Genomic DNA, 21,969 nt, shown 5'->3' on the forward strand with positions numbered 1-21,969 from the left:
GTACCCAGATTTGGAAATTAGAGATGTCAATACGTCGTTTTTTTATTGCTGTAAGTAGTATCATGGATATCATGCCAGCAACCAATTATAGAAAGCTTATATCGTCGAAAAGTGATAATGAGAAAATCCGCAATGATATTGCTGCGATATCTCAAGATACAGTTAACGCTTTAAATAAAAACAGAGTGGGCAAACGTACTACATTACTTAACAATATTAAGTAGATCATCAGCAGTGATATTGCTTAAGCCTTCTCTAATATCTTCACTGACTTTTTTCAGTGATAAAGTAAATTCAATTTTTCGTGCTTTTCCATCAGAAAAAAATTCGGTCCGGGTTTCATTCAGGCTTTCAATCACGAACATACCGTAAATCATGCCGGTGCCCTCAATTAACGGCCAAGCCCTGCCCGCATATGCAAGTGTGCGCAGGGCTTCAAGAGAAATATCACCCCCCGTCACTTCTGGATAGAGCACTCCATCAAGCGTAATGCTATCTTCACCCGCCCCGATATACTGCCATTTTGCCGATTTCCCCACGCGGTCATTTTTCACATGCCGCCAAGCCATTTCACGACTTAACGTTTGGTAGGGCGCGGTATTCAACATAAAAACAAACATACCATAGATCATCATCATAAAATCAATCTCCATCAGTTAAACGAGAACGGCGACGCGTATTATTTTCTCGCATCAGTTCACGTATTTTTTCTTTCACTAAGTCACCCAGGGCTTTGCTGTCACGCATATCAACGCCGTAAAAATTCAGCTCGAAAGTGTAGTTGTCACTCGCTCTTTGCCGCTCATTTCTATTTCCGTTCAGATCAATCGGTACCGGAATGCCAGCGAACGCCGGTTGTGGTTCTGGCAGCACCGCATTTGCAAGCCCCATCGCAGAATCTTTTAGTCGAGATAACAATGAGGCACGCGGTACATTCAATTGGGGCTCACGATACGCGCCATCTATTGCAGTCACGGCGGGATAATTCTTAAAGACAATTTCACCCAGTTTATTCGCGTCAGCGAGTGATGCAGTATTTTGTAATGATGTATTTGTGGTTCCCCCGCCTGTCTGATTCTTATTGTTCTTTTTATCTCCTTTAGGGGTGTAAACCTCGGTACCGAATGCCGGTATATTGGTTTTTTTATCATTACCAGCTACTTCATCAGCTTTTTTGCCTGCTTGTTTGATTGGTTCTTCGGCGCCGGGTTTCCATTCTTCCTTGACCATTTTTTTTAATTTATCATCCCATCGCCACGCAACCCCATCACCGACTTCGGCAGGTTTGATAGGCTCACCAGCCTTATTCATGACCTGAGCAGCTTCAGCGGCGGCTTTTGTGGCATCGGGAATCGCGCCAAGTTTTTCAAGCAGCCAGCTAACGCCCTCGGCTACTTTCAAAATGACGGATACTACAGCACCGATTGCTTTTCCGACAATTTCCCCAAATGTTTTTCCGGCTTCTGTACACGCTTTCAAATCTTCTGATGTGGTATTGACGGGTTCAAATAGTTTTGTGAACCAGTCCCACACTTTTTTAACTGCATTCGCAATACCATCAAAAATAGGCGCAAATGGCGCAAACGCAGCGTTAAATGCCTGTTTAATCGGCGCCAGCCCTTCAATCAAGCCGGAAAAAAAACCACTAAAAAACGCTTTAATGGGTTCCCAGTATTTCCAAATCAATATCGCGGCACCGACAATAGCAACAATAAGTAGACCAAGCGGACTCAGTAACAGCGAAAACCCGCTCATCAATGCTCTAAGCGCGATTGTTCCGCCACTCCGCAATGCACCAAACCCCGAAGAAACTAAGCTCTTTAACCCGTTGAACAGCATAGACATAGTCGCCATTGGCTGTGTAAAAGCCATCGCGATCCCGCGTCCCGCTGCCGATGCTCCACTCCCTAACGCTTTAAATCCATTGGCTCCGCTTGTTACAAGCTGGCCGCCAAAACGGCGCAATGCCGCGCTGCTATTTTGGAAAATCGGCCCCCATCCCTTAATACTTCTGCTAACGCCACCTAGTGAAGGCAGCAACCCTTTTAAGCCCCCCGTTAATCTACCAACGGACGGAATTAATTTGCCGATCCCGCCGCCGCCCGTCAGCATAAATATACTGAGTTTCATCGCAGCAAGAGGCACAATGACCGCAGCAGCAGCCAGCGCCAGTGCACCCAGTGCGCCGACTAGCGTCACGATAACCAGCGTGCCAACCATGATTGCATAGGTTAATTTGGGATTGGCTTTCATCCAGTCGCCGACGCGAGCAATAATCTTTGTTAGCCCTTGTGTCAGTTTTCGGAACGGAGAGTCAACACTCTCCTCCATTTGTATCCCCAAATCTTCCCACGCTGATTTGAGTTGTTTAAGGTCGCCTTTCAGGTTATCGATTTTGACTTTTGCAACTTTTTCGGCTTCACCTTTTGAATTTTCATTAGCCTTTTTCTGTTCGTCATATTTACCGTTTGCGGCACCTTCTAGCACGGCCCCCATTCCGACCATCGCTTCTTCACCGAAGATGTCTTTTTTGATGCGTATTTGGCTGGGTTGATCATATTTGCGGAGTTTTTGATCCAGTTCTTTTAGAATATCGCCCATATCCCGCAATTTACCGTTGGCCCCGCTGACTTTAATACCCAGAGCCTTCATGGCATCCGCGCCCGCGCCGACAGGCGCGACAAGGCGGGATAACCCCCCCCTCAAAGCCGTACCCGCCATGCTGCCGCGCATGCCATTCGCGGCCATCATTGCGGCCATTGATGCCATGCTTTCTAAGCTAATGCCCAGGTTGGCAGCAATTGGCCCGGCATAAGTCATGGTTTCGCCAAGTTGCCGTAAATCAGTATTGCTTCGAGTAAATGTCGCAGTCAGAACGTCAGACACCCGGTCCATCTGATCAGCATTGAGTTTGAACTGGGTCAGCACGTTTGAGCCAATGTCAGCAGCTTCCCCCAGGTCCACGTCATCAGCTAATGCCATATTAAGCACGCCGGGTAACGCCGCTTTGATAGATTCAGGGGTAAGGTTCGCCATAGCCAAAAATTTCTGACCTGCCGCCGCATCAGTCGCGGTAAATGCCGTACTGGCCCCTAATGCTCTGGCTTGTTCTCTGAGTATCTTAAGGCGAGGATCATTTTTATCGAGACGGGTTAGTGCCTGAACGCCAGACATGCCCTCATCGAAATCTAGACCGGGTGCCATGATGCGAGATGAAGCATACAGAAAGCCCGCGCTACCCGCCGTCGCAGCAGCCCCTGCGGTGGCAAGCTTCCCGCGCATTTCCTTGGCTTTGCTATAGCTATTCTGGGCACGCGTGACCGCATTTAATCGCCGTTGCTGCTCGGCTAATTGCTGATTGTAAATTTCAGTGCGACGGGTTATTTGAGCAGTGGCATTATCGCTTTGACGAACAGAAACGCCGTGTCGGTACATCTGAGCGCCAACCGCTTGTAATTTCTGTTTTTCTTTATCCAGTGTGCGGCCATAGCGATCCCGTTCCTGTCTGGCTGCAAGCAGGATTTTGCGCTGTTCTTCGGTTTGTTCCCTGAACCGCGGAAATTGCGCCGCTAACTCTTTGGCTTTAGCTTTGGCTTTGTCGTAAGTCTCCGCGTTTTTTTTAATAGAATCGCTTAAGCGGTCAAACGTTTTTGTCTGACTTGCCAGGCTCTTAATGTCGCTTGACGTTGATTTGATTTGAGAAGCCAGCCCCGCCGCTGCACGACTGGCAGCACTAACGGGACCGGATAACTTATTAGCGGCGCTCAGTGATACACGGATGTTAAGATTACGATCTGTCATGAATCACTTCCATTGCGTGCGGCTGCGCGTTCATGCCATTTTAATAATTCGAGCACGGTCATTGCGTCATACTCAGACGGGGCCCAGTGAAAAACCGTCGCGATATCCGCGATAATTTCGTCTGTTTCCACAAACGGGCACGGAATTATTTTTCGTCCTGTGTTTTGATCGTATCGGCTTCCGAGCTCGGTGCTAAAAAATCAGCAACACCGCTTGCCAGTGCTGTGAAATCCTGAATCCCCATGCTGTTAATCTCTGCTTCTGTCAAACGCGGCTGTGTCACACGCGGCAATAGCGTGATGAGAGAGTTCACATCACTTGTCATGACGTCATACAGTTTTAACCCACGTAAGGCGCCCACTTGCTTCATCGTGTCAGTGATCGTGACCTGTGTAATGGTTTCCCCGTTGTGGCGCTCTAAAGGTTCTGAGAGGGTAATTGTTTTTGACATGGTTAAATCTCCTGCAATTGGCCAATTGGCGTAATTACGGCCATTAAATTAAGTAGATAATTAGATTAGTGGCCGATATTGGCCCGGTGCTGCTCAAGTAAATCTTTGCCGTCGACTTTCCAGACCAAATTCAACATATCGACTTCGAACACTTCACTATTATCAATCGTGACTTTGCAATACGTGTTTTTCAGCGTGTATTTATGTTGAGTGTTGTCACCCGCTTTTGCCGAACCCCAGTCAAGTTCCGTGAAACGTCCTCGCGTCTGAATTTCACACGCGATAGTCTGCCCGGTTGCATCGTCATAGTAAGAACCAGCAAAGCGCAATTGCAGACTGTCAAGCGTACCGCCCCATGTTTTCAGCAATGAAGCTTCAATACCGCCCATTGTGACATCCATATCCAACGCGCCCCCGTCCATTCCGACGAGTACCGCGACTGATCCCGGCATGCCGGCGCCCTGATAATCTTCGGTTTTCAATGACAGCTTAGGCGTAGTGACTTCTTCAACCTGGCCTAAATATGTTTGACCGTTGATATACGTATCAAACATGAACAACTTTTTTGGCATACCCATTGTGTGTTTCCTCTAGCCTAACTGATTAAAAACGGCGAAATATTCATCAGTGAACGTCTGAGTGAGTTGTAGATTTTCCAGCGGCGGTACCGGCGTATATTTGTAGCGAATATGCGCTTTACCATCCCGCAAGTTTTCTTTCGGATTGTCTGCCGGGTCATACCAACATTCGAAGCCCAACAATTTCCCTTCTGTGACCAGTTGTACTCCTTTTCTATTAATGCCATCGATCACATCTTTGATGAGAGAAGGGGTTAGCGTTTTATCAATATAAGAGAAATGCGCTTCGGCAATCATATCTGCCAAGATCTGAGCGGTACGGGTATAGACTTCAAAGAAGTAAGTTTCACTGTCGCAAGTACGATTGCCCCAGAAACGGAAACCATCTCTTTTAATCAGTGTAGTTACGCCTTTGCTGTTGAGATCGTTAGCGTCAGTGTCGGTACTTTGCAGCGTCCACCAAATATCAGCAGAAATGCCAAGCACGCCGTTAACGGGAACGTTAGATAACGACTTATGCCAGCCTTGATCAGCGTCAATACGAGCACGTAGCCCCAGGGCGAACGCCGTAGCGGGAATCGTTTCATTTTTCCCTGACTGACTGTTGTAAGTAATGAAATCGGGGTAAATCACCATCAGCTCACGCTGATTGAAGTTTTCACGATATTTCTTCACATCAGCCAGCGTTTTATTGCCATTCGCGCCGATGTAAGCGAATGCACGCAGCTTCTCCGCAAATATCGCTATCTGAGCCGCGACGGCCTGCGTATCAAGTCCGGGGGCCGCTAGAATCCGTGGATGTTCTCCAACATTGGATTCAGCTGTTAATAGGGCGTATAAGCCGGTATAGCGCCCATCGGTACCAACACCGCCGATAACAAGCTGATCTTGTGTTTTTGTATCTTCACCCGACTTTTGTTTCGCTGCGTCAGCAACACGGATAACAATCACTTTTGGGCTGCACTGATCAGAAATGGCTTTCAGTGTTGTGTATAGCGTCCCTGTTTTCCCGGCTTTACCAATCACACTGTTAATACGCGTTACCAGCGTTGGCATGTCCAGCGGAAACAGTTCTGGATCAGCATCATCAGCGGTACAAACAACGCCAATAATTGACGTATCAATGTCCCGGATTAGCGTACTGAGTTTTGTTGTCTCCGTAACAGAGACCCCATGATGAAAAGCGGCCATGATTTTTACTCTCATGATTGAACATGTTGCTATAGTGATAGCTCAGCAACAAGAAATCATGTTGTGCCGCGTGTCGTGGTACCGCGACAACACTCGCTAATTGTCTACACGCGCACGCGCGGCAATGATGGACTGAAATAAATCGGTACTGGGTGGGTGATGAGTTTTCTTGATAATTTAATGGCGAGTGAATACGTCAAGCAGCCTGCTTTTGATCTAATGATTGGCGGTCAGCAAATCACAACACTGAATGACCGGCTGATTTCACTATCACTAACGGATAATCGGGGGTTTGAAGCAGATACGCTTGAGTTGGTCATTGACGACTCAGACGGTAAAGTTGCATTACCGCCACGCGGCGTCGAGATTTCTGTTGCAATTGGCTGGCAGGGAGAACCCCTTATTCACAAAGGTTTTTTTACAGTTGATGAAATTAGTCACAGCGGTCCCCCGGACCAATTAACTGTGACCGCCAGGTCTGCAGACTTTAGACAAGAATTCAATGTCAAACGAGAGTACAGCTGGCACGATATCACGGTTGCAAAAGTCGTCAGTGCGATTGCTGGCAGATACAATTTAAAGCCCGGCGTCAGTCGTCAATTGATGAATATTGAGATTGACCACGCCGACCAAACCAATGAGTCTGACATTAGTTTTTTGGGCCGGATGGCTGAAATGCTCGGCGCAATTGCGACAATCAAAAACGGTATGTTGCTGTTCATTGTACCCGGCCAGGGCGTTTCACGCAGCGGTAAGCCCTTGCCGGTTGTTACTCTCAAACGTGAATCTGGGGATAAGCATAATTTTAGCCTGGCTGATAGAGATGCTTACACCGGCGTTAAGGCTTATTGGTTGGATTTAAACTTTGGTAAAAAACCCGCAACAACAATGAAGCGTAAAAGTCAGCCTGACCAATCCACAAAAACAAAAACCAAGGCAACAGCATCAAATAAATCAAGCAAAAAAGAGGGCGATTATTTAGAAGGTGCAGAGGGAAATGTGTATGTGATGCGTCAGACATTCAAGACAGAACGTATAGCCCGCCGTGCTGCCGCGGCGAAATGGGCCACTTTGCAACGAGGAGCCGCCGAATTTAGTATCACACTGGCAAGGGGCCGCCCAGATCTCTATCCGGATCTCTATGCGCAAGTGATTGGTTTTAAGACAGTGATTGACTCCTCTGAGTGGGTAATAACAAGAGTGGGGCACAACATCGGTGACAGTGGTTATACAACTTCACTGGAACTTGAATTAAAAATTAAGAATACAGAAATGAGCGTGGCTGACGAAAATAGCAAAAATAGTCACAAGTCGTGATATGCTTATATTAAGCAAACCCCTTTTAGATTAGAGGGCTAATATCATGGCGTTTATATGTCCCCGCTGCAATGCTGTAGCAAAGACCCGCACAAGTGAAATGATGAGTGAAGAAACTCGTCGCAGCTATCATCAATGCCAAAATCTGCTATGCGGCTGTACATTTACAACCATTACAACCGTTGAACGCTATCTCTGTACACCCAATCAACATGAATTACCGCCAGAATTCAAATTACCAAAAATGGCATTCCCGGCAAGTCACTACGGTGATGAGCAAATAGGTTTTGGTTTTTAGCTCTACTGTAAGCAAGAAAATAAACCCCGAAAATCGGGGTTTTGGCGGCTATCACTTAGATATTATATTTATTATTTGGCCTGTCTTAATATCTACATTTGCTGAGATGGTTTGTTTTACGATCCCACCATAGGCATTACTACCTTTAAAAGTCGTTTCTATTACTGCATGAGGATTTTTATCTAATATCAAGCGATAGGTTGTTTCTACGTGCTTATATGTGGATTCATCATGCATATTTTCTTTAATAATTTTTTCGAGTGGGCGATATGAGCCATCCCATCCGCTAAATTTAGACATAAATTCATCAAAGTTAATGCGATTTGTAAGTGATTTGGGATCTTGAGTATAGTCGGCATAACACCATCCAAGTACATCTCCCAGTTTAAGATCACCTGATTTCGTATACGATATCTGGCTTAAGCAACTGTAGAAATCATCTGTTTCGGTTTCAGGGATATCTTTGTATGACACATAGTTTTCAACAATTTCTTTTCTTTCGTATTGAGGTTCGTTTCTATACTCTTTGAGTGTTTTTGAGGCATATTTGAATTTTTTGTCACTATGTTTTTCTTTTCTTTCTTCCTGGGGTTCCTGATTGGTTTTTTCTGTTGACTTTAATGTGGTTGAATTATGAGTTGGGTAGAGTTGAGAACCTATAGTGATTGATGCAAAAAACGCGAGTAAGTAGATAAATGAAGATTTTTTTCTATTCGGCATTAAAACTAGACTTGGCTTTATAAGTCCAACAACAAAGGCAATGAATGTAATCACCGCTACGGTTGCAAATATGTTTTCCATGAGACCCTCTTTGGCACAAATGAGATTAATTCATATTATAGAACCTACTGTAATTCGATTGCACCATCAAGGTAAAATAAAGCCCCGATTACCAAGGCTAATCATGGCGTTTATATGTCCCCGCCACAATGCTGTAGCAAAAACCCGCAAAATTTATTTTTTTACCCATTATGTTGGCTTGATTTTTGGCGCAAAAGTGGTACTGGTTATATAACCAGTGCCGCCAATCTGTCGCCATTCTGCCGCCACTTTTCAATTTTCATCTCATCGCAGAAAGCAAAAAAGCCACCTTGCGGTGGCCTTTTCTTTTCCCTAACTCACTGTTTTATAGTAAGTTTTCATTTGGTGCCCAGGGCGGGACTTGAACCCGCACAGCCTTAAGGCCGAGGGATTTTAAATCCCTTGTGTCTACCGATTTCACCACCTGGGCTGATTTTGGAGGCGCGTCCCGGAGTCGAACCGAGGTTGACGGATTTGCAATCCGCTGCATGGCCACTCTGCCAACGCGCCTTTCTATATTCAATGAATAATTATTCAACGAATAATTCAGCTACTAAACCTTTATTCGCTAAGTTACTATCCAACTTCTGAACAGTAACTTGGAGCGGGAAACGAGACTCGAACTCGCGACCCCAACCTTGGCAAGGTTGTGCTCTACCAACTGAGCTATTCCCGCACCGCTTTGAACTGGCTGATTTACTTATTTGTTTTCGTAAATCTCATGTGCCGTTCGATGCGTTGCATTCTACTTACTTCACGTATCGAGTCAACACAATTATTGTTACGCTGTGTTTGTTCGATGGTTTTTACGTCATTTCGATCAAGCTTCACGCAAGTCAGACCAAGCCGCGTTGACATATTGAAACATTGACCAAAATGTCATCACTGTAGCAACATAAAGTAATATGAATCCACCCAATTCGAATTCAAAATTAGGGCGCCATAATAAAGCAACTAACGCCGCCATCTGTGCTGTCGTTTTTACCTTACCCATCCAGGAAACGGCAACACTACTGCGTTTGCCTAATTCAGCCATCCATTCTCTGAGAGAAGAGATGATAATTTCACGCGCTATCATGGTTGCTGCGGGGAGGGTTATCCACCATGTATGATAGTGTTCGGAAACTAAGACTAGTGCGGCAGCAACCATGATTTTGTCCGCGACAGGATCAAGAAATGCGCCAAAGCGAGTTGTCTGTTTCCAAAGGCGGGCGAGGAAACCGTCAAACCAGTCTGTCGCCGCAGCGACAACAAAAATTATGGCACAAACCATCGGCGCCCATGTGAATGGCAAATAGAATGCCAGGACAAAAAATGGGATCAGGACGATACGAAATAGAGTGAGCCATGTTGGTATATTTAATTGCATAGTGCTTCTTAACTATCTGGCTATAGTGGAATTTATAAGTATGGTGCATCAATGTACTTAGTGTTTCAATGCATTATAAATTTTTTCTGCTAATGCATAGGAAATAGTCGGTACTTTTGCGATCTCTTCGACACTTGCATTACGTAAAGGCTGCAAACCTCCCATGTATTTCAGTAACATTTGTCGGCGTTTTGGCCCAACGCCTTCAATAGATTCCAGCGTACTGGTGTTTCTAACTTTAGATCTACGTTGACGGTGCCCGGTTATTGCATGATTATGTGATTCGTCACGAATATGCTGAATCACATGCAGGGCAGGAGAGTCCGGCGGTAATGCGATACCTTTATCCTCCGTCGCGAAAAATAGTGTTTCAAGCCCGGCTTTGCGATCACTGCCTTTGGCAATGCCTATTAATTGAGGTCGCGTTTTATCCCATTCAACATCAAGAGACTGAAAGACATCTATTGCTTGAGCTAATTGCCCTTTACCGCCATCGATGAAAATAATGTCGGGAATTTTTGACTCATCTAATGCTTTCCCGTATCGACGGCGTAGTACTTGATTCATGGCAGCGTAATCATCACCGGGAGTAATACCACTGATATTATAGCGCCGGTATTCAGAACGTAGTGGGCCATTGCTATCAAAGACGACACAGGATGCAACAGTTTGTTCCCCCATAGTGTGACTAATGTCAAAACATTCCATTCTCTGAATTTTTGCTAACTTAACTAATTTGGTGAGAGCGTCTAATCTTTGATGAATAGTTGATTGTTGTGATAAGCGGGTCGCTAGGGCGATTGTTGCATTTGTGCGGGCAAGTTTCAGATAACGGGCTTTATCTCCGCGGGGTCGGGTTTGAATATGAATTTTTCGCCCAGATATTTCAGATAAAGAATCAGACAAAATGTCTTTTTCTGGCAGAGTAAAATCCAGCAAAATTTCTGAGGGCAAAGTCCGATTTTGGCTGCCCTGTAAATAAAATTGACCAAGGAATGTTTGTACAATCTCATCAAGCTTTGTCCCAGTCGGGACTTTAGGATAGTAACTTCGGCTACCCAGTACTTTGCCCTGACGTATAAACAGCACATGCAGGCAAGCTATGCCCGCTTCAAAGGCAATACTGATAACATCAAGGTCATCGTCTGTTCCTGAAACAAATTGTCTTTCAGTAACTTGACGAACGGCCTGGATTTGATCTCGGTATCTTGCTGCATCTTCAAATTTCAGTTTCTGGCTGGCTTGTTCCATTCGGTCAATTAATCTGGTTAAAACTTGCTGATCTTTGCCTGAAAGGAACAGACGAATATAATCAACTTGCTGCTGATATTCTTCTTCACTTACCAGCCCTTTAACGCAAGGCCCAAGGCAGCGGCCAATTTGATATTGCAGGCATGGCCGCGAGCGATTGCGGTAGACGCTATCTTCACATTGTCGGATAGGAAAAAGTTTTTGCAGTAAAATTAATGATTCTCGTACCGCATGAGCGTTTGGAAATGGGCCGAAATATTCACCTTTGAAATGTTTAGCTCCCCGATGCATTGCCAGTCGTGGGTGTTTATCTGCGCTGAGAAAAATGTAAGGGTAGGATTTGTCATCTCGCAGTAAAACGTTATATCGGGGTTGATAGAGCTTAATGTAATTATGCTCCAGCAGCAGTGCTTCGGTTTCGGTATGCGTAACCGTAACATCTATTTGAACAATATTTTTAACCAGAGATTCGGTTTTACGACTGGCGATCTGTGCGCGAAAGTAGCTGGCAAGCCGTTTTTTTAAATCCTTGGCTTTACCGACATAAATAACCGTGCCTGAGGTGTCATACATACGATAAACGCCAGGCTGACTGGTTACTGTTTTTAAAAATGTTTTTGAATCAAATTGTTCCGTCACTATTTAATAGACTCTCTGTGTCGAATAGCCCATAACGTATTGCCATATGTGTTAATTCTACATCACCACTGATATTTAGTTTACTAAACATTCGGTAGCGATAGCTATTAACGGTTTTTGGGCTGAGATTAAGTTGTTCAGAGATATTGCTCACCTTTTGTCCTTTCGTGATCATCAGCATAATCTGTAATTCACGATCAGATAGACAACTTAATGGATTGTCTTGCTGTGGGCTAATTTGGCTAAGGGCCATCTGTTGAGCGATATCGGGAGCGATATAGCGCTGGCCGGCATTAACTGCACGAATTGCATTAACCATGTCTTGAGAGGTAGAGGCTTTACTGAGATATCCTCTGGCGCCAGCCTGCATCACCTTCATTGGTAAAGGATTTTCAGTATAGACAGTCAACATGATGACACGGACATCGGGACAATAACGTAGGATTCTTTTTGTCGCCTCCAGGCCACCAATGCCTGGCATGTTCATATCCATTAACACGATATTTACTTTATTAGCTCGGCACCATTTTATCGCATCTTCACCACAATTAACTTCTCCTACTACGGTTATTCCTTTTACGTCATCAAGAATACGTTTTACACCAACTCTGATCAGCTCATGATCATCGACTAACAAAATATTTATCAAAAAAGTGTCTCCAACTGGCTCTATGCTCATACATGAGCTTCATTGATATACCTGTTATCTTTCAAATTGCCTCTTTGTTGGCTGCACTCACTCACCCCGGTCACATCGTTACCTATGCTCCCGGGGATTCGCTCCCTTGCCGTCGCGATGCATCTTGAAATCCATAGGGTATATTGCTTGTGTATTGAATTTGTTTCAGAAGAGTTAACTTCAATTGTCTGTTTTTTAACTTTTAGTAAAGATTATATAAAACAATAAAATAGATAAATTATCCTAAAAGTTCATCAAGAATGCGAATATTATACTTATCTCCTCCAAAGACAAAAGAGAATTATTTTATATGATAACAAGTGTCATTTATTTGAAATCAGAATGTCCTATATATTCTGATTATGATAAAATTAATAACTAAATAAATATTTATAAAACAAATGGGTTTAACAATAATTTAACGTTTTTTGGCGTAGATCTATTTGGAAAATGTATAAAAATAGGGGGTGAATTATGTGGTATAATTATTATTTTCATAACGCAATTAATACGTAAACAGGTAACGACTATGAATAAAATCGATTTAATTCCTTCATCTGATACTGAAACCTTAGCAACAGAGGTGACATGTTTGAAAGTTCTGTTGGCTTCTATTCTTAAAACTATGGGGCAAGCTCATGCAGGGAAAGTTGTACTGAATTTGGAACATGTTATTGCAGAAATGGGCAATGAAAAACAGGCTAAGATATTTGAAAATACCGTTCAGCAAATAAAAGCATTATATCGGCAGTGAGGTAGGGTCTCAGGGGTTAATGTTATTGCCCCTGTACATATCCCACTTTTGCTACGTATTTAACGATCATAACTATATGAAACTAAAGGTGTAAGGTAAATAAATTAAAAACGATATTAATTATCTGGTTATAGAGAAAGGTGTGGGAAGAGGAAAATAGCTCATAGTAATTAACAGGATATAGCGTATACTAAATGTAGTAGTCTGGTTTGGTATGTAAATATAGGAGCGTGCGTATGTACAAAACTATTTTAGTACCGGTAGATATTTCAGAAGATGAACTAACGAGTAAAGCGGTTAAGCATGCACTGTCTTTAGCAAAAGAAACAGGTGCGAAGCTCCATATTCTTCATGTACTGCCAATTTCATCCGCGATTGTTAACGCATATTCGTTGGGATATGATGAAATTAAGGATAAAGCGACAATTAAAGCCGAAGATGATTTGAAAACGCTGCTTGATACCATCGATTTTCCTGCTAACAGGTTATCCTATTCCATTGCATTTGGGTCGCCAAGAGATGAAATAACAGCAGCAGCGACAGAAATTAATGCTGATCTTATCGTTATTGGCTCTAGAAGGCCCAATATTACAACGCACTTATTAGGATCTAATGCATCAGGTGTTGTCAAATATTCGACAACATCTGTTTTGGTTATCAGGTAAGGTGATTAAAACGTAATGAGAGAGATTGATTAGCCATCTTCGGATGGCTTGCTATATATGTCTTAGCTAACGCTGTGTTGCTATATTTTTATTAAATTTTCTCTGATTTCATTTTCATTGAGATTGCATAAGGTTTCGTAGAATTGTTGAGGATGCAATAATTGTGGAAAAATTTACTGATAAACTGATTCGTTTGGACCATTTTTTATGGCGGGTGGTGCGTTTTTACCTTATTGCTGCAACCTTTTTCTTTATTGGAATAATTCCGGGTGTCCTGGGGTTTTACCTGATAGAGGGGCATACATTTTGTGAATCTTTGCTTAACGCTTTATCTATGCTGGGATCGCAGGGTTTAGATCCCGTCCCTGTTAGTTTACCCGGTAAATATTTTATTGCCATATATGGGGTATTTTTGGAAAGTGTGTTCTTTATTACTTTGGGGCTTGTTGTAACACCTTTCATTCATCGAATATTACATAAGTGGCATCTTGATTCTGAGTGATTGAAAATAGAGCTATACGGTAATTTATTTGATTTAGTTAAACAACTCACAACAAATAATGTAATAGTTTATACCCTATGGATTTCAAGTTGCATCGCGACGGCAAGGGAATGAATCCCCGGGAGCATAGATAACTATGTGACCGGGGTGAGTGAGTGCAGCCGACAAAGAGGCAGCTTGAAAGATGACGGGTATACATCTTTTCCATGCCGTTCCTGACATATCAAGGTTTTCAATTAGTTATAGTTACCATTATGACTTGCTCAACTCTTTTGCCAAGAAATCTATTGCAAGATCAGAAGAGGAATTGGCAAAAGTGGCTGAGAAAATAGACTTGCCAAAAGAGCGAGTCTCTTTCTCCGTAGCCTTTGGATCACCGAGGGATAAAGTATTATCGACAGCAGATGAAATTAAAGCAGATTTAATTGTTATTGGTTCCCGGCGGCCTAATATTTCCACCCATTTATTAGGTTCAAACGCTTCAGGGATTATCGGATATGCAAATATTTCAGTTTTAGTAGTCAGATGAATGACCTATACCCTATGGATTTCAAGATGCATTGAGACGGCAAGGGAGTGAATCCTCGCCGTTTTTTACGGCGGGGAGCAGTCACAACAGAATATTGAACTTATTTTGGTGATAATTGATTTTAAGCTATCCATTTTTTACCAAAAAGTTGATCTGCACAGGATAGATGTTGCATAAAATCCCGGATTAAAGTGAATATCAGGCAAAGATGCCACAAGAATCAGCAACTTATACGGCTATAGTAAAAATAAGCATGATTTTAATTTATTGGCTATAGTTAATTTCAGCAAGGTGACTCGTTTTGATAACTGGATGAGGACAAAACATGTTAAGAAAATTGGCGGCTGAATTACTTGGAACTTTTGTTCTGGTTTTTGGGGGATGTGGTAGTGTTGTATTCGCTGCGGCATTTCCTGAATTAGGGATTGGCTTTGTCGGTGTATCTTTGGCATTTGGTTTAACAGTATTGACGATGATATATGCTGTTGGGCATATTTCTGGCGGGCATTTTAATCCCGCTGTAACAATTGGTCTTTGGGCTGGTGGTCGTTTCAAGGCAGTGGAGGTTATTCCTTATATTATTTCTCAAGTTATAGGTGGTATTCTTGCTGCCGCGGTATTATATGTTATTGCCAGTGGGCAGGCGGGTTTTGATGCGACCACGAGTGGTTTTGCAGCAAATGGTTTTGGTGAACATTCACCAGGTGGATTCTCGCTTCAATCGGCTATTGTGGCTGAAATTGTTTTAACGGCTATTTTCTTAATTGTTATTATTGGTGCGACAGATAGACGAGCACCTCCGGGCTTTGCGCCATTAGCAATAGGTTTGGCGCTGGTTTTAATTAATTTGATTAGCATTCCTATTACTAACACGTCAGTCAATCCGGCACGAAGCACGGCTGTTGCGATATTCCAGAATACCTGGGCTTTAGAGCAGTTATGGTTTTTCTGGGTGATGCCAATTATTGGTGGGATTGTTGGAGGGGGAATTTACAGGTTATTGTTTGCTGAAAAACAATGATTTTTACTGGTGAGTTACCTTGCTTAAGGCCACGCTGTAGTGTGGTCTTTTTACTTTTCAATGAAAGAACTTTTTGTCACTATTATTTTTTCATTTGTTTTAATAAAGGTAGGAAATATTATCATGAAGATTTATTGCAATGTATTGGGTGGTTTATTACCGTCAATTATACAAAAATAATTAACCCTATAAGTTATAAAATAAATTTCATTATTCCTTTCCTGAACTAGACTATAATTATCGCCAATTGAGAGAGGCTATCTGTACGACTATTTAATATATTGATTACTGAATGATATTATTGAATTTAAGAGGAGTATATGAGCCAAAGAAATGATTTTAAAGCCTTTTCTATTAGTGAGAATGCTAATATAGTGAGTCAAGAAAAATATGAAGAAAGCCAGAATTTAAAGATGGGATTTCCACCTGAGAATGTTTCTACTCATATATTAAATAAGGTATTACGCCAATCCTCAACAATATCATCTGTTGTGGCTAATTTTATTGCGACACAATCTGGTGAAGATGTACTGGATGATGGTGATATAGCTAAACTGACCGAGCTATTTAATAGCGCTTTAGATAAAGCTTTAGAGCAAAAAGCTTCAAATATTTCCGGCACCCCTGTTGGCTCTCCTATTCCGTGGCCGTTACCCCATCCACCTTCCGGTTATTTTACTTGTAATGGTTCCGTTTTTAGTAGATCACAGTATCCTAAATTAGCAGAAGCTTATCCTGACGGTAGATTACCTGATCTAAGAGGCGAGTTTATTCGTGGTTGGGATGATGGTCGTGGTGTTGATAGTGGCCGTGGAATCTTAACTCATCAAGGGGATGCGATTAGGAATATTACTGGTAGTGTAAGTGGACGAACTGTATCCACCTCATCCCGTATGTTTAGTTATGCTGGTGGTGCTTTTTATACTTCTGTAACTAACCCCGGAAGTCATTTTAATGCTGGTGCTACATATAATTCTGTAGCCCAGGATCGATTTAGTCTACTAGAAATTGATGCTTCTCGCATTGTACCTACTGCGAATGAAAATCGCCCCCGCAATATCGCATTTAACTATATCGTAAAAGCAGAATAATATCGTAAAGGTAGAATAATAATGACACAAGAAAATATTTTAGATACTGAAACCGCTGTATTAGGTGAAGACGGATTAGCAACTCAAGCTGGCTGGATAAAAGTTTATCATGCTAATCCCTATTCGAGAGAATTCTCTGGCTCTGATTTCGAATATGTTGCGGAAGGCGTCGGTTTGTCAGCGCATTCTTATTTAGATGCGCCAGATTTGCCAGGTTCTGATGATATGGCTGTGCGTCGCAGTGAGGATGGGAGTTATTGGGAAATTGTCCCTGACCACCGTGGAAAAATAGCTTACAACACGCAAGTGGGTGCGCAGGAAGAAGTGGCTGCGCTGGGTGAATTACCGGAAACATTAACATTCGAACAACCGTCCACCGATTTTGATCAATGGGATGGTGAAAAATGGGTAACGGACTTTGAAGCTCAAAAAATCAGTCAAGTTGAACAGGCAGAACAACAGCGTGCTATTTTTCGTCGGCAAGCAGATGAAGCCATCACGGTATTGCAGTATGCGGTTGAAACTGAAATGGCATCAGAAGCGGAAAAAACTTTATTGCTAGATTGGAAAAAGTATTTGGTATTACTGCGTCGGGTTGATGTTTCATCGGCACCAGATATTAATTGGCCTGAAAAGCCGAAAGAATAATACCATTAAAGTTTTATAATTCTTAAATATTAACGAAGCACTGGTTTTTAATCAGTGCTTTGATTGGAAAAAATTCGTATAAAAGTCCATATAAAAATGAACTCTGATTCGTAAAGTTGATTTGGTTATCGACTTTAAATTTATTTTTGCTAAAAGCGGAGGGCGGTCAGTAAGGATATTTTTATTGTTTTTCGGAATTAGACTATACCCTATGGATTTCAAGATGCATTGCGACGGCAAGGGAGCGAATCCCCGGGAGCATAGATAACTATGTGACCGGGGTGAGTGAGTGCAGCCAACAAAGAGGCAACTTGAAAGATAACGGGTATATAACTGATGTAAATTATGGGGAATTATTTCTAATAATTCGACTTATTGACTGTAAATGAACATTATTTAATTTGGGGAAGGTATATGAGTAAAAATGATTTTAAAGCTTTTGCTATTGATAGTAACGCTAATGTGCCCAGTCAGCAAGACTATGAAACAGATCTGAATTTGTCGCGTGGGTTTCCAGACAGGCAGTATATTGATAATTACATATTAAATAAGATATTTCGTCAAACATCAACAATAACATCGGTTATAGCTGATTTTATTGCGACACAAATCGGTGAGGATGTTTTAGATGATGGTAATGTCACTAAACTCACTGCACAGTTAAATAAAGCTTTAGAACAGAAAGCGATAACAGGAATTCCCAATGCTTCATTAACACAAAAAGGTATTGTGCAACTTACCGATGTGATGGGTGATAGTGATACATTGGCAGTGACGCAACAGTTGATTAAGGAAATAGTTAATTCATTACTTGGAAATATTAATACTAGAGTACCTGATAGCCGGAAAATAAACGGTAAGGCGTTGACTGGGGATATCAATCTGACTGCGGGGGATGTGGGTGCAGTATCAACTAATAATGCAATGCTTTCAATGGGTTTTGCTCGTTTGAATGGATTGGAAAATTTATACGATGGTTGTGCCGGATATGGGCCCAACGCGCCATTCGTCACTAAATATGGATTGCCACTTGGTGGGTATGGCGTTCAGTTAAGATTTAGTAATGTAAATGGCTTATCAAGTGAAGGCGTGTATGGTGTATGGAGCCATAGGCTGGTTTTCGAGCATGAAGGCAATACATATCGTACCGATAGCATAAATAGCGATAGCAACAGACAAGCTACCCGTAAGTTTTGGGACGATAAGAACGCTAAACCAGACACCAACGGATACCTCAAGAAAGCCTCTCCGATAATAGAAATCTACCCTGATGGCACATTCTTGACTAATGACGAATCCGAAGGTGCAGAAGTGATAAAACAGGGAACCGGCATATATCGTATATCAAATATCCTGGGCTATAACGCTGATGGTGGTTGGGGGGTGCATGGAGGTATTTCCGTTCCCCGCGACAACAATAATCTCGAACTGATTTTTGTTGATGATCACGTTCAACCTGACGGCTCTATTATTATTGAGACTTTCCATCGCCAACACGCACATTTACCGGAGAGATTTCAAAATTGGCGGCTCAAATCTATTGATGACAATGGCAACAAGATATTCTATCAAGATGGGGAACCCTGTGATATTCCCGATTCTTGCTGTTTAGATATTAGGGTCCAAATGCCAGAAGATTCACTCTGGAACTTGAATCGAAAGAAGTTACAGAAAGAAATGGAGAGTAGCAGCGCTTTTGGTCATAAATTGTAGTAAGACGGGGCCGTATATCGGCCCTGTATCTTATTTGGTTTTTTTGGCGCTTCAATATTAGGATGTTGACGTTGAGCGTCATTCTCTATTTTTTCATATTAATGGTGAGTGATATAACCGCTCGTTTTTAAAGCATATAGTCCATATGTTGATTTCATAATACCCAATTAATCATTCCGCTATAATAGGATAACCACCATCTTGTGATATCTCAACCTGTCTATTGAATAGTCTTTCTTTTTAAAAGAGATGCTAAGAAGAAATGCAAAGAAACAATGTTTGTCTTATAGGTCGATTATGAGGCAACATAAAAGGTTAAAATCAGAATGATATTTTTATATAAGTAGGGGTTATCATTGAAACGTAAAGTTATTTTTTGGGCAATTCACATTGGGTGTTTCAGTTTAATTGCTCCTTTGCCTTCTTTTGCCGCACCGGCTGCCTTTGAACAAGCTAAAGTTGAATTACGTAAACGCATTTATCATGATCAATTTAAGTCAGAGACCGGGACACTTTATTGTGGTTGTCATTGGCAATGGACAGGTAAGAGCGGTGGACGCACAATCCTTTCTTCGTGTGGTTATCAAGTCAGGTCACAACAGAATCGTGCTGAACGAATTGAATGGGAACATATTGTTACTGCCTGGGTTTTTGGTCATCAGCGGCAATGTTGGCGAAATGGAGGGAGGAAGAATTGTGTCTCTTCCGATCCTGTTTTCAGGGCAATGGAATCTGATATGCATAATTTGGTCCCATCAATTGGTGAGGTTAATGGAGATCGTAGTAATTTCAGTTATGGAATGTTACCGAAAAGTATGCCGAATAATTATGGTCGTTGTACCAGTAAAGTCGATTTTAAATCTCGAACGTTCGAACCGAGAGATGAGGTAAAAGGGCAGGTCGCTCGGATTAATTTTTATATGCACGATCGTTACAATCTTTCCATGTCCCGCCAACAACAGCAATTATTTATCGCTTGGGATCGTCAATATCCACCGAGTAAATGGGAGCAGGAGAGAGATAATCGAATTGCCGGTATTATGGGGCATCACAATCCTTTTGTTACCGGTGAACAGAAATGGCAATTATGGCATAAAAACTCCGCCGCTGGCATTCCAAAAAGCGAGCAGAGAAAAGGGCAGAGAAATAGTCAAACAGATACCCAGAGACAACGGGTGTTATCTGATGCATCCTCTACAGGATTAATTAAAGGGAATAACAAGAGCAAAATCTATCATTTTTCTCATTGTTCAGGTTATAAGATGATTCAGGAGAAGAACGCGGTCTATTTTAAAACAGAAACTGAAGCAAAAAATGCGGGTTTTCGATTGGCTGGAAACTGTAAGGGGACTTAACAAAACAGATAATTAACTATTTGCTCTGTTGTCATCAATAATAATATTGTTGCCATCCGTTGAAGAAGAGTGCTTGCAGATAGTGACTTCTTTGCCGGATGGTAACGGAATGTATCAATACCATAGTAGCTAAATCAATAATGGCTACTATGATGTTAAGTCATTAGTGGTGTTAAGTCATTAATGAATACTTATCATTGTAAATATTAAGTCATATTATTCAATGAATTAAATTTCTCGCAAAACTAAATAAAGGATACTGTCGATTATTTTTAATCAAGAGTTCTTGGCTTGTTTGCCATAACTTAGGAATTGTCATTATACTGTCATAATGATTCGTTAGTTTTCATTAGATAGAAATAATGGTGAGTAACATTAATGATTGATATTCCGATAATATGCGAACCTGTGGGAAGCTCAGAGTCATTAAATAACGTAGTTATTGTATCGGTGATATGACACCGGATGGGTGAAAACAACGATAAGGTGATACTGCTATGAGTAGACAGAAAGCAGTGATTAAATCACGTCGAGAGGCAAAACGGATGATGAAAAGGGATTTGCGTCATCATCAATGTTATCAGGATGATAATGTAACCTCTCTGGTGCGACTCGGTGGCGTAGAAGCCATTGGTATGGCACGTGATAACCGGGATACTTCGGAAATTTTGCCACGGACTGAAACGCAACGGCGTTATATGCGCGCAATAAACTATAAGAAACTGATTATTGCCAGTGGGGAGGCGGGCTGCGGTAAAACGTTTATCAGTGCGGCAATGGCCGCGGATGCATTGATTAATAAGGAAATTGATAGGATCATCGTCACCCGTCCTGTATTACAGGCAGATGAGGATCTCGGTTTTTTGCCCGGAGATATGGCTGAAAAATTTGCTCCTTATTTCCGGCCGGTTTATGACGTTTTATTAAAACGCATGGGTGCCTCATTTTTGCAATATTGCTTACGGCCTGAAATTGGCAAAGTAGAAATTGCGCCTTTTGCCTATATGCGAGGCAGAACATTTGAAAATGCATTTGTAATTCTGGATGAAGCTCAGAATGTAACGGTTAATCAGATGAAAATGTTTCTGACTCGGCTTGGAGAAAATGTTACTGTGATTGTCAATGGTGATATAAGTCAATGTGATTTGCCGGTTGGCGTCGTATCAGGATTGCGTGATGCACTGGAAAGATTTTCAGATGATGAAATCGTCAGTGTTATCCATTTTAATCAAGAGGATTGTGTTCGTTCTCAACTGTGCCAGAAAACGTTGTTGGCTTATTGTAAATAACCGATGGAAATATGCCGTGGGGGCTTT

23 protein-coding genes and 3 tRNA genes are annotated in these 21,969 nt (G+C 42.1%); 13 read left to right on the forward strand and 13 right to left on the reverse strand.

The window, feature by feature from the left end:
• Positions 1-23 precede the first annotated feature (23 nt).
• A complete protein-coding gene (locus AACQ83_RS07230) occupies positions 24-224 on the forward strand; it encodes a hypothetical protein (RefSeq protein ID WP_112876966.1) in 201 nt (66 codons plus the stop codon).
• On the opposite strand, the gene AACQ83_RS07235 is transcribed toward AACQ83_RS07230, so the two are convergent.
• The 6 genes from AACQ83_RS07235 to AACQ83_RS07260 all read right to left on the reverse strand — a co-directional run bounded on the left by AACQ83_RS07235 (position 204) and on the right by AACQ83_RS07260 (position 6,021).
• Positions 204-638, reverse strand: a complete 435-nt coding sequence (locus tag AACQ83_RS07235) for a phage tail protein (protein ID WP_112876967.1) — start codon at positions 636-638, stop codon at positions 204-206. The two genes, AACQ83_RS07230 and AACQ83_RS07235, sit on opposite strands and share 21 nt — an antisense overlap.
• 4 nt (positions 639-642) lie before the next feature.
• Positions 643-3,801: a phage tail tape measure protein gene (locus AACQ83_RS07240; RefSeq protein WP_112876968.1), complete on the reverse strand. Its 3,159-nt coding sequence runs from the start codon at positions 3,799-3,801 to the stop codon at positions 643-645.
• Positions 3,798-3,863, reverse strand: coding sequence for a GpE family phage tail protein (locus AACQ83_RS07245; RefSeq protein ID WP_315903414.1), 66 nt, complete (start codon positions 3,861-3,863; stop codon positions 3,798-3,800). Before AACQ83_RS07245 ends, AACQ83_RS07240 begins: the two co-directional genes overlap by 4 nt.
• 83 nt (positions 3,864-3,946) lie before the next feature.
• On the reverse strand, positions 3,947-4,252 hold the full coding sequence (locus AACQ83_RS07250; protein WP_112876969.1) for a phage tail assembly protein: 306 nt from the start codon (positions 4,250-4,252) through the stop codon (positions 3,947-3,949).
• 65 nt (positions 4,253-4,317) lie between these two features.
• Complete coding sequence (locus tag AACQ83_RS07255; protein ID WP_049585618.1) at positions 4,318-4,830, reverse strand: phage major tail tube protein; 513 nt, start codon at positions 4,828-4,830, stop codon at positions 4,318-4,320.
• A 12-nt stretch (positions 4,831-4,842) separates the two neighbouring features.
• Positions 4,843-6,021: a phage tail sheath subtilisin-like domain-containing protein gene (locus tag AACQ83_RS07260; protein WP_370446046.1), complete on the reverse strand. Its 1,179-nt coding sequence runs from the start codon at positions 6,019-6,021 to the stop codon at positions 4,843-4,845.
• Positions 6,022-6,180: 159 nt separating this feature from the next.
• On the opposite strand from AACQ83_RS07260, the gene AACQ83_RS07265 reads away from it, so the two are divergent.
• Positions 6,181-7,338: a phage late control D family protein gene (locus AACQ83_RS07265; protein ID WP_112876971.1), complete on the forward strand. Its 1,158-nt coding sequence runs from the start codon at positions 6,181-6,183 to the stop codon at positions 7,336-7,338.
• Positions 7,339-7,384: 46 nt separating this feature from the next.
• Entirely contained in the window at positions 7,385-7,636 is a 252-nt protein-coding gene (locus tag AACQ83_RS07270; protein WP_112876972.1) for an ogr/Delta-like zinc finger family protein, read from the forward strand.
• Positions 7,637-7,687: 51 nt separating this feature from the next.
• Here AACQ83_RS07270 and AACQ83_RS07275 read toward each other — a convergent pair whose 3' ends face one another.
• From AACQ83_RS07275 to uvrY, 7 genes are all read right to left on the reverse strand, one after another.
• Complete coding sequence (locus AACQ83_RS07275) at positions 7,688-8,437, reverse strand: hypothetical protein (RefSeq protein WP_112876973.1); 750 nt, start codon at positions 8,435-8,437, stop codon at positions 7,688-7,690.
• 343 nt (positions 8,438-8,780) lie between these two features.
• Positions 8,781-8,867: transfer RNA gene (locus AACQ83_RS07280), tRNA-Leu, on the reverse strand.
• Between the two features lie 6 nt (positions 8,868-8,873).
• Positions 8,874-8,947 (reverse strand) — tRNA-Cys (locus tag AACQ83_RS07285).
• A gap of 90 nt (positions 8,948-9,037) precedes the next feature.
• Positions 9,038-9,113 (reverse strand) — tRNA-Gly (locus tag AACQ83_RS07290).
• Between the two features lie 144 nt (positions 9,114-9,257).
• A complete protein-coding gene (pgsA, locus tag AACQ83_RS07295) occupies positions 9,258-9,806 on the reverse strand; it encodes a CDP-diacylglycerol--glycerol-3-phosphate 3-phosphatidyltransferase (RefSeq protein WP_112876974.1) in 549 nt (182 codons plus the stop codon).
• A 57-nt stretch (positions 9,807-9,863) separates the two neighbouring features.
• Positions 9,864-11,696, reverse strand: a complete 1,833-nt coding sequence (gene uvrC, locus AACQ83_RS07300) for an excinuclease ABC subunit UvrC (protein WP_112876975.1) — start codon at positions 11,694-11,696, stop codon at positions 9,864-9,866.
• Positions 11,680-12,345 carry a UvrY/SirA/GacA family response regulator transcription factor gene (uvrY, locus tag AACQ83_RS07305; protein WP_112877012.1) on the reverse strand — a complete coding sequence of 222 codons (666 nt, stop codon included), beginning with the start codon at positions 12,343-12,345 and terminating at the stop codon, positions 11,680-11,682. Before uvrY ends, uvrC begins: the two co-directional genes overlap by 17 nt.
• A 559-nt stretch (positions 12,346-12,904) precedes the next feature.
• On the opposite strand from uvrY, the gene AACQ83_RS07310 reads away from it, so the two are divergent.
• The 10 genes from AACQ83_RS07310 to phoH all read left to right on the forward strand — a co-directional run bounded on the left by AACQ83_RS07310 (position 12,905) and on the right by phoH (position 21,942).
• Positions 12,905-13,129, forward strand: coding sequence for a DUF2594 family protein (locus tag AACQ83_RS07310; RefSeq protein ID WP_112876976.1), 225 nt, complete (start codon positions 12,905-12,907; stop codon positions 13,127-13,129).
• Positions 13,130-13,365: 236 nt separating this feature from the next.
• Complete coding sequence (locus tag AACQ83_RS07315; protein ID WP_112876977.1) at positions 13,366-13,794, forward strand: universal stress protein; 429 nt, start codon at positions 13,366-13,368, stop codon at positions 13,792-13,794.
• 163 nt (positions 13,795-13,957) lie between these two features.
• Positions 13,958-14,296: a hypothetical protein gene (locus AACQ83_RS07320; RefSeq protein ID WP_112876978.1), complete on the forward strand. Its 339-nt coding sequence runs from the start codon at positions 13,958-13,960 to the stop codon at positions 14,294-14,296.
• A 184-nt stretch (positions 14,297-14,480) separates the two neighbouring features.
• Positions 14,481-14,825 (forward strand): universal stress protein, encoded by a 345-nt coding sequence (locus AACQ83_RS07325; RefSeq protein WP_240000723.1) that lies wholly within the window; start codon positions 14,481-14,483, stop codon positions 14,823-14,825.
• Positions 14,826-15,150: 325 nt separating this feature from the next.
• Positions 15,151-15,846: an aquaporin Z gene (gene aqpZ / locus AACQ83_RS07330; RefSeq protein ID WP_112876979.1), complete on the forward strand. Its 696-nt coding sequence runs from the start codon at positions 15,151-15,153 to the stop codon at positions 15,844-15,846.
• Positions 15,847-16,166: 320 nt separating this feature from the next.
• The gene (locus tag AACQ83_RS07335) at positions 16,167-16,937 is read left to right on the forward strand and encodes a phage tail protein (protein WP_112876980.1); all 771 of its coding nucleotides are present in this window, start codon (positions 16,167-16,169) and stop codon (positions 16,935-16,937) included.
• Between the two features lie 21 nt (positions 16,938-16,958).
• Complete coding sequence (locus tag AACQ83_RS07340) at positions 16,959-17,585, forward strand: tail fiber assembly protein (RefSeq protein ID WP_112876981.1); 627 nt, start codon at positions 16,959-16,961, stop codon at positions 17,583-17,585.
• 414 nt (positions 17,586-17,999) lie between these two features.
• Positions 18,000-19,298: a phage tail fiber protein gene (locus tag AACQ83_RS07345; protein WP_112876982.1), complete on the forward strand. Its 1,299-nt coding sequence runs from the start codon at positions 18,000-18,002 to the stop codon at positions 19,296-19,298.
• A 371-nt stretch (positions 19,299-19,669) separates the two neighbouring features.
• A complete protein-coding gene (locus AACQ83_RS07350; RefSeq protein ID WP_370446048.1) occupies positions 19,670-20,653 on the forward strand; it encodes an endonuclease in 984 nt (327 codons plus the stop codon).
• Between the two features lie 497 nt (positions 20,654-21,150).
• Positions 21,151-21,942, forward strand: coding sequence for a phosphate starvation-inducible protein PhoH (phoH, locus tag AACQ83_RS07355; protein WP_112876984.1), 792 nt, complete (start codon positions 21,151-21,153; stop codon positions 21,940-21,942).
• Positions 21,943-21,969: the final 27 nt, after the last annotated feature.

The organism is Photorhabdus sp. S10-54 (assembly GCF_963878145.1).
GTDB lineage: Bacteria > Pseudomonadota > Gammaproteobacteria > Enterobacterales > Enterobacteriaceae > Photorhabdus > Photorhabdus kayaii.